The organism is Stenotrophomonas sp. PS02298, assembly GCF_029959445.1.
In the GTDB taxonomy this organism is placed as follows: domain Bacteria; phylum Pseudomonadota; class Gammaproteobacteria; order Xanthomonadales; family Xanthomonadaceae; genus Stenotrophomonas.
Map to the genome: position 1 here is coordinate 1 of NZ_JASCOR010000139.1, position 11,588 is coordinate 11,588.

At 56.3% G+C, this 11,588-nt stretch carries 9 protein-coding genes and 1 pseudogene; 2 read left to right on the forward strand and 8 right to left on the reverse strand.

Features of this window, described 5'->3' with window-relative positions; all coding sequences use genetic code 11:
* Window positions 1-103: 103 nt before the first annotated feature.
* The 6 genes and pseudogenes from QMX78_RS16725 to QMX78_RS16750 all read right to left on the reverse strand — a co-directional run.
* A pseudogene (locus QMX78_RS16725) lies at window positions 104-958 on the reverse strand (PA0069 family radical SAM protein); the annotation flags it as partial.
* A 138-nt stretch (window positions 959-1,096) separates the two neighbouring features.
* Window positions 1,097-1,666, reverse strand: coding sequence for a cyclin-dependent kinase inhibitor 3 family protein (locus QMX78_RS16730; RefSeq protein ID WP_282271639.1), 570 nt, complete (start codon window positions 1,664-1,666; stop codon window positions 1,097-1,099).
* Window positions 1,667-2,195: 529 nt separating this feature from the next.
* On the reverse strand, window positions 2,196-2,771 hold the full coding sequence (locus QMX78_RS16735; RefSeq protein ID WP_282271641.1) for a hypothetical protein: 576 nt from the start codon (window positions 2,769-2,771) through the stop codon (window positions 2,196-2,198).
* A gap of 83 nt (window positions 2,772-2,854) precedes the next feature.
* Entirely contained in the window at window positions 2,855-3,730 is an 876-nt protein-coding gene (locus tag QMX78_RS16740; RefSeq protein ID WP_282271643.1) for a DUF5677 domain-containing protein, read from the reverse strand.
* 222 nt (window positions 3,731-3,952) lie between these two features.
* On the reverse strand, window positions 3,953-6,208 hold the full coding sequence (locus QMX78_RS16745) for a Mov34/MPN/PAD-1 family protein (RefSeq protein WP_282271645.1): 2,256 nt from the start codon (window positions 6,206-6,208) through the stop codon (window positions 3,953-3,955).
* Window positions 6,205-7,383, reverse strand: a complete 1,179-nt coding sequence (locus tag QMX78_RS16750; RefSeq protein WP_282271647.1) for a metallohydrolase — start codon at window positions 7,381-7,383, stop codon at window positions 6,205-6,207. The genes QMX78_RS16745 and QMX78_RS16750 overlap by 4 nt, the downstream gene beginning before the upstream one ends.
* Window positions 7,384-7,492: 109 nt before the next feature.
* Here QMX78_RS16750 and QMX78_RS16755 point away from each other — a divergent pair, with 109 nt between their 5' ends.
* Entirely contained in the window at window positions 7,493-8,395 is a 903-nt protein-coding gene (locus QMX78_RS16755; protein WP_282271649.1) for a WYL domain-containing protein, read from the forward strand.
* A 12-nt stretch (window positions 8,396-8,407) separates the two neighbouring features.
* Here the strand turns inward: QMX78_RS16755 and QMX78_RS16760 are convergent, their stop codons facing one another.
* Entirely contained in the window at window positions 8,408-9,025 is a 618-nt protein-coding gene (locus tag QMX78_RS16760) for a hypothetical protein (protein ID WP_282271651.1), read from the reverse strand.
* Window positions 9,026-9,344: 319 nt separating this feature from the next.
* Here QMX78_RS16760 and QMX78_RS16765 point away from each other — a divergent pair, with 319 nt between their 5' ends.
* The gene (locus tag QMX78_RS16765) at window positions 9,345-9,770 is read left to right on the forward strand and encodes a hypothetical protein (protein ID WP_282271653.1); all 426 of its coding nucleotides are present in this window, start codon (window positions 9,345-9,347) and stop codon (window positions 9,768-9,770) included.
* On the opposite strand, the gene QMX78_RS16770 is transcribed toward QMX78_RS16765, so the two are convergent.
* A complete protein-coding gene (locus QMX78_RS16770; protein ID WP_282271655.1) occupies window positions 9,733-11,409 on the reverse strand; it encodes an integrase in 1,677 nt (558 codons plus the stop codon). The two genes, QMX78_RS16765 and QMX78_RS16770, sit on opposite strands and share 38 nt — an antisense overlap.
* Between the last annotated feature and the right edge of the window lie 179 nt (window positions 11,410-11,588).

Genomic DNA, 11,588 nt, shown 5'->3' on the forward strand with positions numbered 1-11,588 from the left:
ATGGAGATGCAGGCGGTTTCATTGCAGCTGGCTTCGCGGCTGACGCCGCTCCCACAACCGATGCGACGCGCTGCCGAGCATGGCTCGGCACTACAGGTGGGGCTTAGAACAATTCGCCTTGCAGGGACGGCTTCTTCGGCGGCAGCGGTGCAATGAACTTGCTGCAGTCCAGCCACGGCCACTGCTGGCGCGATGCGTTGAAACCCAGGCGCTTGCTGGCCAGCTTGAAACGGTTTGCAAGCAGGTCCGCATACACACCCTCGCCGCGCATGCGCTTGCCGAACTGACTGTCGTAGTCCTTGCCGCCGCGCAACTGGTTGATGGTGCTCATCACGTGCTCCGCGCGCTGTGGGTAATGCGCATCCAGCCAATCGCGGAACAGCGGGGCAACTTCGTAGGGCAGGCGCAGCAATACGTAACCGGCGCTGCTGGCGCCGGCATCGCGTGAGGCTTCCAGCACCGATTCCAGTTCGGCGTCGTTGATCCACGGAATAACCGGCGCCACCATCACGCCGACCGGGATGCCGGCATCACTCAAGCGGCGCATTGCACGCAGACGTGCATGCGGTGCCGAGGCGCGCGGCTCGAGCTTGGCCGACAGATGCGGATCCAGTGAGGTCACCGAGAAATGCACGCTGACCAGTTGCTGCTCTGCCAACGGCGCGAGCAGATCCATGTCGCGCTCGACCAGCGCGTTCTTGGTGATCAGCGAGAACGGATGCCGGGTTTCCTGCATCACCTCGATCAGCTGGCGGGTGATGCCAAGCTTGCGCTCGATTGGCTGATACGCATCGGTGTTGATTCCCAAGGCAATCGGCTGCGGCACATAGCCGGGTTTGGACAACTCACGCCGCAACACTTCAGCGGCATTGGTCTTGGCGAAGATCTTGGTTTCGAAATCCAGCCCCGGCGACAGATTCAGATAGGCATGCGTCGGCCGCGCGAAACAGTAGGAACAGCAGCACTATATGTGTTTGGAGAAAAGTGTTCAGCGCTGCGCACCCTGGTGAGGAGTCCTCTACAGACTAGCTGCGTAATACAGGCGTTTTGTGCTCCAGCCCAAGGCAATGACGGGTAGGTTAGCGGGGCGTTGCGGCTACCTCAGACTTTGGGCTCCGCGATTAGACCAGTTCAGGATGAATTCCTCCTGCTCCGCTGTCTCCACCGCGCCAGGTCGCACCGAGCGAACCTTAGCAATTGCATCGATGCCGTCTGAGGCACAGCCTGTTTCAATGAGGAGCATCGACGCCACGGTGCCGGCCCGACCCAGACCACCTTTGCAGTGCACCACAATCTTGGTTCCGGACATGAGCTTCGCTGCGAGCTGTGGTCCTAAGGATCGCCATGGCGCAAGCAGTCGCGAATCGGGTGCCGCACCATCCGTAATGGGCAGGCCGTGCCACGTCAAGCCGTGCGCACTGGCACATTCCGCTAAAGAGGTGATTCGAAGCTCCTCGAACTCCCATGGCTCAATCAAGGTGATCAAATGCTGGGCTCCCCACGCGACGATCGACGCTAGATCGACGTTCAGGTCCCGAGCCCAAGACCCCGTCATTGCGGCGTCTTGATGTTTTCCTGGAGCAAAGGTGACGCCGATACAACCGCCATTCGTGCCGACAGGCAAGGTGGCAATCTGAAGTGGATGGGAGATACTTGTTCTGCTCAACTACGCTCTCCGAAATCAACGGCCCTTGGGGGCAAGAAGCAAACGCTGCGCTCTTTTGGTTCGATTGTCCAACTGTGAGCCTAGGGGTGCTAGGGGAAGCGTGACCGAATGTCTAAGACAGCGGCGTACTGCCCGACTCCCGGAAGGACGGCGCAAGCCGCACTCGGCATTGCAAGGACGGCGCGCTGGAGGTCCAGTGGACAGTGAAGCCAAGGTCGGCTACGCCGCGTCTCAGGATGCATGCTCAAGCGCACCAATCATCCGCGCGCGCTCGGAGAGCTGGATAAGATCCGCGATGCAGTCGAGGCGCTCAGCGGAGATGATGACCTCTGTGTACAGCGTGCAAAAGACCCATCGGGGGCGACAAGACTGAAGCAGACACGATCGCTCACTTCAGCCGGATGTGGCGCTATTGGCGAGAGCAACGCCATGAGTGGCCACCGCCGACCTAAGCTCGTGGCGAAATGCAACTTGATTTAGGCGTTCGCTGGATTCGAGCCGAATCAAGCCGACCGCGTTAAACGAAGTGTCAGTTACTACTTATCAAGACCACGAGTCTGGCGAGGAAGAAGACCAAGAATACTAAGCAAATGCCAAATACAGCCCAAAAGGCAATCTTCCCTGGCGTCCCGAAAGGGTCGGTCGTCTTTGGCTCAGCGGGCCGGTGGTGCAGCGCCATGACGGAAGCACCAAGAACTAAGGCAATCGTGGATATTTCCATCGAATTTATAACTGCGAACTTGAATATTTCTCCCCGAACGACCAAGGGAAAAAGGACATAGGAGGATAACGTTATTCCCCAATTCACTGCGGCAGCAACAAAGGCGAGTGTAACCATGAAGTTAGTTGGATCGATGATTAGGTAACCGATCTTTTTGCTGTACTGAGAAGGCTTTGCGATATTACGGATCGCACATCCGAAGGCAAGAAGCACTGCAATACCGGAGAAGGCAATAATTGTTTTCCCCGCTATTTGCTCCTGCAATATGTCCCCGACATGCTGCCTGAGTCTCGGAAATTCTGCTCCAATTGCAGCTAGAGCAAACGTCGCCAAGAAAAACCATACGAATGTAGCAAGTGGCTTAGCAACTTCAATTTCACGCATATGTGCCAGACCTTTGAAGTAGTAGTTTGCTCTTGACTCAAAAACGAGCCGACTCGCGAAGGAGTCTCGGCTTGAAAGACGTGCTAGACGTCTGCCGCGCGCTCAAAATCATTGCCCACAACTTCAGCATTGATAGCCATGATCTCTTGCTCGACAGAATCGATTAGCCCAATTATCTCTCCGCAGTCTACGGGATCTCTGAACACGAACCTTGCGAATGAGCGGAGCGCATCCAGTACGATCAGCGGCACGAATACGTACTGATTCACATGTGTACTGCAGTCATGGCCTCGCGGGACGAGAGCGCCGTTCGCCTCTTCTAAGTAATGAAAAGTTAGGCTTGGCCAAGTACCGTGCACGTGATGCGAGCCAATCTTCTGACCAACAAGATAGAGAAGCTTGTTTCTTCTGAGAGCAGCGATCATTGAAGCCAAATCCGGAAGCTTCTGGCTATCTGCGATATGGGCGGCATCCAGACCTGACGATTGAACATGCCGTTCAATTGATTCCAACATTCGCGTTTCGATCACGAGAGATTCGCCGCGCTCTGCAGCGTTCTCTTGGATTTGATCCCTAAACTTGAGCTCCGTCTTAAGACCATCAGCCACCAAGCGGTCAAACCGGTCGTGATGTTCTGTCTCGCAAAGCCAAATAAGCTTGGTCGCCGACTCAAAAATGCACCGATCGATAATCGCGGTCGTTTCTCCAAAAAGCCCCTCATGCGACAGAGCTACGTTGGAGAACATGAGCCTGGACATGCGATTGAGCAAACCTATTAGCACGGCATAATCGCGGGGCGGCGGTGCCGTTACTGCAGGCGATTCTGCCTGGAGGTGTGCGAAGAAATTGCACAAAGCGCTCGTGAATTTGTACCACTCGAAAAGTACTGGACAGAAGTCATCAGCTGCTCTGCAGCGAGCCAGCTGGTCCTCAGTAATCGTCGGCGCTTCCGGGAGCATAGTTTTTAGGTCTGAAGTGATCTAACTGCGGATCTCGCGGTTCCGCGATTCCGGTGATACGACTTATCCACGGATCACCCTATGAAGGGATTTCGCCCTAATACCGCTCAATCTTAGGGCGACTGGGTTCGCCCGACAACTCCGGGTGTAACAGGACTTGGCGGTAGTCTCGCGATGCGATCACACCGATCGACGCCCGCAGCTGCAAGCAACTTTGGGTTTTTACGTCCGAGTCGCGTGCAGGAATACGTCAACGCCATCTTCGCCTGCAATGAGCATCACAGCCGGCAGCCCATGGGCACCTAGGCGCTGCCACAGATGTGATAGAAGCTTCCTATCTTGGGCACTTGGAACAGCGTCCACACCGCTGGGATGTGAGTGCCAAGCACCTATCCACATGACCATGCCGGCGGTTCGTCGCTGCGCCTCGGCGATGTCTTCCTGCACGCCTTTGTTCCCGCACTGGAAATCTACCTCTGTCGAAACGCTATCTATCGGCGCGGGTCGGCCGTCTACCAAATGAACAGTTTTTAGCTTGAAGTCTACAACGCCGAGAAGAATGCCGCCGGTTTCGACAGGAAGCGAGCTGGCTCGTTCCGCCATAAGTTGGTCACAAAGTCCTTCGTCCCAGAAGATCTTCCAGTCGCCGACCGCTTTCGAGAGGATTTGCCTAGCCGCTACCTCAATATGACGAATGCTCCCGTCGCTTGAAGTCTCCCATACATCAATGCTTGCCTCTGCACGCGACGACCGTTGCCTGATCTGCGTCGCTAGCAAGGATGCGTTGAGCAGCACCTTGTCGTAGCCAAGGACAGTAGACACGTCGCGGCAGCTCGCCCCACTTCGAAGTGGTCGCCCCTTGGATTCAAGATGCGAAGAGCCCCATTCTTGTCGGATGATAGCCCGATAGTACTGCGCCTCGAGCGAATCGCCTCTGATCGTCCGCGTACTGTCCTCAGACAGTAGTACGCATCCGCACCCAGAGGGCGTCAAGAATGTGGCCATCCCACGAGGAAGTTCGGCTCTCGACCAAGCCCGTGTTACCTGGACAGTTGTGGATGCATCGACGAGTAGGTCGCCACGCATCAAGCAGTTCCGAACGGTATCGAGCTCAAGATCAGACGCCCGGTTCTGCAGTGCCTTTGCGTTGGGATCAAGGATGCCTAGCGTGCGCCGGGCATGCTGCCGTAATACTTGGACTTTGGGCACTCCTACTTCGTCCTGGGTGCCCACATGCCGGACGACATTGTGCGGAGCTAGCACATCAGGATCGACGTAGTCCCATCGCCCCCAAGCGGAGCGTGCCCATATATCGGCGAGTGCGCTTCCCAACGAGCCCACACCAGCAATCACGCCCCGGAACTGGCCATTCTCGACACCAGACCAACGCTGAGCTTCGTCTCGATCAAGGCTACGGCTGACCTCGATGTGGAGGACCTCGATGTCCTGCCAACCCTTAGTTGGCCAGTCAGGCTCCTCTCCAAATATGTGTGAGATGGGCTGGACCGCATCGTTGGCACCGTACGGACCGAGTGCCTGAATTCGCAGTCCGAGATCAATCAGGTTGCAGTCCAGCCGGAATCCCAATGAGTCGATGCTCTCAACTTTCCCGCTTCGCCTCCTAGGTAGACGAACGATCAAGATGATACGAGCGTCCCCTGGCCCAATTCCAGCGTTGGAGCATCTCCGGAACGCCTCTTGTACCGATGTGGCGAGCCCTGGCATGAGTGAACTGCCGTTAGCCGTGAGCAACTTCTCAAGCTCGCCGAGCGTTGAGGGTGGCGAAGAAAGCGGAGGATGTCCGATAGGACGCGCCTCAACGACCAACAGTCGATGGGACGCTCGCTCAGGAGCGCCGGAGGTTATCACGCGAGTCCGATAACAGGCTCCGCGTTCCCATTCCCAAGCATCTACCAGAGCAAGCTCCTTGGAAGGATCGGTCAGTGCTTCCTCGAAGTCAGGGGGAAGCATCAGCCATTGCCCAAGGCTGTAGAAGATGGGCTCCAAGGCACGGTCGGCCTCATGAATCGTGCCATCCGCTGTCTTTTCCAGCCAGCTCAGAAGAATCTCGAGCAGCGCTTCCGGTGTGTACCTATGCTCGACAATCTCCCAGTCGCCTTCGATGATGCAGAGCGACGGCGGGCCATGATCGCCGGTAGAGTACTGATGCAATGCTTTCGGGAAGCTCTTTCTTAGAGGCCTGGCCTCGAACGGAAATCGAGCACCGCTGCGGTACAGCAGTGCAATTCGTTCGATCCTGTTGATTCCTGCATCATTTCCAGGAGAGACGGCACCGTCGCCTATATCAGCGACGATGATCTCTGCTCTAAACGGATCCTCAAGTCGCCTTAGTTCGACCACGTTGACGTCAGCGTGCGCATTACAAGCCTTAAGCAGCGCCTGCATACGGACATCTTGGAAGGGATCCACCTCGTGCTCGGGGATGCCGACGCCCCACTCGAGGAAGTCTGAGCTCACTGTGGAGAGCCTGCGCGCGGTGCTGCAGCAATCGCTGCTACAGCTGAGGAACCTCCACCCGCCTTCTTGACTCGGACGCTACCGTACGAGACCTGTAGATCGAGCGGCGACTGCTCCCAGTGCTGGGGATACTCGCCGGTACACATGAACTTCCCTCCGACGCCGGCCAGAATGCTCTCATATTCCCGCTTGGCGCGAATACAGGGCGGATCATTCTTGTCATCCAGGATTCGCTTGGAGCTCGCCACGATTACTGCTCCGGACTTAGCTTGAGCAAGCGCTGCTCGCGCGCCTTCCGAAACCAGAGCTTTCTGGCCCTTGTCTGACCAGCTATCCCATGACAGAGAGTGCCACGAGCAGTGGTGCGGTGCCTGAAGAAGGTCGTACCTCAGCGCTTCATCGTCATGTTCATACTCAGCCCACAGAAGCTCCCATACATAAACCTCCGCATCGCCACCCGACAGGAACTTGCAGCGGGGACGTCCGGGTTCAACCGAATCCAGCGCGAAGTTGATGACGATGCTGGAATTGTTCTTCTTCAGCTCCTCAACAATGTCTGGTTCATCACAGAGGATGGGAGCCAGGAGGGTCGCCTCGAAGCAGGAGTTGTACGCACCGTTGAGATGGCCGAAGGTAGTCCCCGGTTTGATGACGATTGAAGTGAGATCATCCGTCTTGCCGTCAACGTCTTCTCCCATCAGCAGTACGCGCTCACCATCCTTGTTTCCGAGGCCTTGGCGGTACTGCTTCACCCGACGCTTTGCCTCGCGGTTGAATGCCACGGCATCGTCGCAGAGAACATGGTCCTTTGAACGACGACGGAAGACGAGCGGAGACGACCAGATTTCCCGGATGACGATGCGCTTATCCTTGTCGGGCTTCTTGTCGTCGGGGTAGTCCGCAATCGGCCCCAGGTAAAAATGCCTGCTCAGACCGAGACAATGATCCTCATCGGGGTGGCTCAGCATGAAAACGTCTACGTAGGGCCGGCCTAGTGCATCCCGCTGCAGCCTGGTACGCAGGTCTGAAGCTACATCACGAACAGAGCTGTCGTCAGGATCGTCGGCCGATGCTCGGATGTTAACGTCAATCAGGATAGAACTAGCCGCCTGGTCCGAAAGGCGGATCAGGGTCATATCGCCACAGTCGACCGGGAAGAACGTGATGGTGCTCATTCAGATTGCGCCTCATCGGGTTGACCACCCTTAGTGGCCGTCCGCTGCACTATACTACGAAAAACTATGAGGTCATAAAAAATAGTGTCCGCGCTCGGAGATTTCCTGAATGTCCCTTAAAATCAATAAGTTAGACGACAACAGCCCCCGAAAGGAGCGTTGGGGACAGGCACGTCGACTGGAGTTCATTGACTCCCGCCTGTTGTGGACCGGGAAGGTCAACCGCTCAGATTTGGTCGAGTTCTTTAAGATCTCGCCTCCGCAAGCCACACTGGACTTCGCTGAATACGCGGGGCGAGCCCCTCAGAATGCCAAGTACGACGCCAGGGAGCGCGCATACGTAGCAATGCCAACCTATTCCCCAGTCTTCACTGAGCCCTCGAGCGCCCGCTACCTGGCCGAGCTACATGCGGTGACGACGGGCCTGCTTAGTACCGACCTGAGCTTCCTGGGTTCCCCTCCGCCGGCGGAAGTAGTGAGCTTTCCTAGTCGCCAGGTCAATGTCGTGCTGTTGCGGGAGACGCTCGCTGCGATCCAGTCAAACAAAGCACTGGAAATCACGTACCAGACCATGGCTCGCGCTGATGCAGACGTAAGGGTTATGTCCCCTCTTGCATTGGCCTATGACGGATTTCGATGGCATATCCGGGCGTATTGTCACCTGCGCGAAGACTACCGTGACTTCATTTTTGCTCGGATCCTACTGGCAAAGCCTTCTGGGGCAGCTCAGGCGACGATCGCGGATGATAAGGAGTGGAATCATTTCATTGATGTCGAGATAGCACCTAACCCGTTGCTTTCGGAAGGTGCACGCCGAGTGATCGAACTGGACTACGGCATGTCCGACGGCAAACTAAAGCTGAAGTGCAGACAGGCAATGGGTTACTACTTGTTGGCGCGTTTGGGGCTGAAAGAGCAGGAGAACGAGAATGCTAGATCACAGCAAATCGTGCTTGCTAATCGCGCTGAGCTGTCTGTCTATTTACCGACGATTGTGCGACCAGACCGCTAATCAAGGGAGCCATCATCTCGAGCCGGGAGGGACTGGTTCTGACTGCGTCCCTTCGATTGCGAGAACGGTCCGAACCAGGCGTACACCCGCCACTCTCGCGACTACACTTGCGCCAATGTACTGAAGGCAGAAGATTGCGGCCACAGGGCCGCGAGCAAACCCAAGGTCAAATAGGGTGAGCGCGAACGGCGCTACCACTGCAACGAAGAATGAGACCACCGCCAGATCACGGAAGGTGAGGTACCGGCGATTGGCGTCAAGCACTGCCTCGTCATTGCGATGGTCACGGTAGATCTTGTACCAAAGTCGTTGCTGAGCATCTGGGTCTGAAGGAAGTGGGCCTCGCCGTGCAGCCACTGCGTCAGGATCGATTCTAGGGTCCTCCTGCAGGTGCCTCGAGAATGCAGAATACCCAGGCAGCGAGTACTTCATCTTCCAGAATACAAGCGACGCCTTTAGCTCGGGCGGCAGTATTGCGGTCATCATGTAAAGCATTGGCGGAGACAGCACCGTCGTCAGGCCACCGATGATCATCTTCGGATCCACCGTACCCCATCGCCAATCGGGAACAAGTACGTAGGTCAGTAACGCCATATCGAACGTTATGAATGCTCCAATCCATTTCAACATTCCCCCTTTTGCAGACACTTCCGTTCCCCTCCAACGATTGAATTGGCATGCGGCGGAGCAGTGCTCGCCCCCCCCTAGAGTATGACTCTACAAGGGCAATCTGGGCAGTGCTCGCCCGTAGGTTCCCTGGTCGTTTCCGAGGCAAGAATCGGACGTATAGGTACAACGCCAGTTCCTTGGCTCATCTCATCTTCCGGGGCGTGGCAGCCAGAATCTGGATCAGCTCCGGCAATGCGAGGACTTTGTTTCGCCTAGATGATCCGGACGCAAAGGAAGCGTAGGCTATCTACTGACTAACGACGCATCAGCGGAAACTAGCATGAGCAGATCCAACTCAGTTGAGGACAAGGCATTGGCCGCTCTTGACCGTCTGGTGAAGCGACGCCCAACCAATGAACTGCTGAAAGCAAAGATGGCCGCAGGTCATCGGATCATAACTCCCACCTCGGTCGCGGCCGAGGCAGGCGTAAATAGAGGAAGCTTTGGATCAAGGCACGCTCGACTGGGGCATGTCTGGCTCAAAATTCAAGAGCTAGCTGAGGAGGAGAAGCGAGGCTCAGTGACTGAGGAGCTCGCCAAGCTTAGGGCCGAGAATGCAAGGTTGAAGGCTCTGTTGCACAAGACAAATATCCACAACGCCTGTCTTCAGCTCGCAGTGTCCCGGCTTCAGAAACGAAGTGCGAACAGGGACGATGGAGCCAATGTCGTCAACTTCCGCCAGAACAATCGAAAGCGTCCCCGGTAGCGTTGGATATCGTCTTCAGAACTGCTCGACTCTGAACGACACGACTCATGGCAATTTTTGAGCGCTGGTCCTTAGGGTTGATCCGCTCTGCTTGGACAATGGCCTGGTTCTTCAGAAGCCGATCCTCCCAGAAGTCCCGATGCTCTGGCAGGATGATGCAACACTTGCACCCCGCACACAGCCCGGGCGATCGTACGCCGAAGTTCGGCGAGGCGAGAACAGTGAGCAGGCTTGCGTCTGGGTTGCAGCTGGAGCGGTCAGGCACCATGTCGATCAGGCAACTCGCGTAAATCCCTGTCCATATCCGGAGGTCGGTGAGCTTCACGTACGCTACCGCCTTATCAATCAGCGTCTCTCCGTCCATCACGGACAGTGCCTTGGCCATTGATTCGGCATGTTGCATGAGAAGCCGCTGTGCAGGTCCACCTCCGATCGGCTTGCCAAGCGTAATTTGAACGAGGAACCGAGAGGTTTCCATCACTCTCTCTCCTTCCAGATTCTCGAGCAGGGCTGCATCGTTTCCGATGTATCCCTGATCTGTGATCTGCTCGCTCATGTGACGAAAGTGAGTCCGTAGGGCAGGCATTAGATCCGGCTTGGATCGGAATACATAATGTGCAAAGGTGACCCTCCATCGCTGCGGGCGTAGGGCTCTCACCTCATACATAGCTTGTGTCGCGTCGATGCCACGCTTCTTCATGAGGGCCTCGATGGCGAACTCTCGCTGCAGGATAGAGTTTCGGGAGGCTGTCATTCGGCCAATTCCATCAGTACCCGATGGGAGGGACTTGGCGTGGGAGAAGCTGAGCATCAGTGCCTTGCTACCCGAAAGAGCTCTCCAAGGCTCCATTAGTCGAACCAACACTTCGATGGACTTCAGCACGATCGGCAGGTGTTTCGTGCCCAACGGACGCAGTCCAGCTGTCCACTCATGGCGAGTCGCTTCCCTTTTAGCGGAAATGCCGCAGATGGAGAACACCTCCATTAATCCGTCTAGAGAGGTCACTGACTTGATCACACCGTGCCGTAGCGTCGGATCGTGGTCCAGGGAGAGGCCTATCAGCTCATGAGCTCGAATCCCAGTACATGCCTGCAGCAACGTACTGCATGCGCTTTGAGTCATAAGGATTAGGCGTCTTAGGATCTGAGTTCCGCTAATCTCGTGCTCGTCCCCAGCATCATCGGTCCGATCCGTGGCAATCAATGGCTCATGCCAAGGTGTTAGTGTTCCTGGGATCGGGCTCATCTGGAACTCCTCGATGTGCCGTTTGATCTCACGAAGACAGACAATTCGTCTCGCTCCCGTAGCGCTCCGTGCGCCGATAAGCATCGGGATGACCTCAGCCTGAAGTCTGATCACATCCTCCGAGCCGTAGTCGATCCATTCACATGCGTAGGAAAGAATCGGTACCGAGATCTCGTCCGGGACAGGCAACAATCCACCCGTTCGAGCGAGCCCAAGGGGCTCGGTCACAACGTCATAGGTTCTTCTTCCATCGAACGGCGCTTCGCACGGTGCTTGCCCGCCTCTTGCGCGCAGTCTGTCCGCGATCTCGTAGATCTGTGTAAGTGGGTGGATGAGCTTGTACGCGGTGGCATGCGTCCACGCCCTGTCTCGACCGGCATCACCTCCAGCCATTATGTATTGCTCTTCGAGACCTTCGACGTACTCCCAGCTCACCGCTGTGGAGAGAGCGTGTGCAGATTTTTGTGTAAACGGGATTCGGGTTACAGCTGAGGGAGCCGCCCCTCAAACTGGATGGTAAATCGGTTCAGGGCTGCCTTCCAATCACGGATGGGTAAGGTCCATCGTTTGCT

What these genes read in the sequence shown, in the direction of transcription:
- QMX78_RS16735 (WP_282271641.1), bottom strand. Translation starts at nt 2,771, where the DNA reads ATGCGTGAAATTGAAGTTGCTAAGCCACTTGCTACATTCGTATGGTTT.
- QMX78_RS16740 (WP_282271643.1), bottom strand. Translation starts at nt 3,730, where the DNA reads ATGCTCCCGGAAGCGCCGACGATTACTGAGGACCAGCTGGCTCGCTGC.
- QMX78_RS16750 (WP_282271647.1), bottom strand. Translation starts at nt 7,383, where the DNA reads ATGAGCACCATCACGTTCTTCCCGGTCGACTGTGGCGATATGACCCTG.
- QMX78_RS16755 (WP_282271649.1), top strand. Translation starts at nt 7,493, where the DNA reads ATGTCCCTTAAAATCAATAAGTTAGACGACAACAGCCCCCGAAAGGAG.
- QMX78_RS16760 (WP_282271651.1), bottom strand. Translation starts at nt 9,025, where the DNA reads ATGTTGAAATGGATTGGAGCATTCATAACGTTCGATATGGCGTTACTG.
- QMX78_RS16765 (WP_282271653.1), top strand. Translation starts at nt 9,345, where the DNA reads ATGAGCAGATCCAACTCAGTTGAGGACAAGGCATTGGCCGCTCTTGAC.
- QMX78_RS16770 (WP_282271655.1), bottom strand. Translation starts at nt 11,409, where the DNA reads ATGGCTGGAGGTGATGCCGGTCGAGACAGGGCGTGGACGCATGCCACC.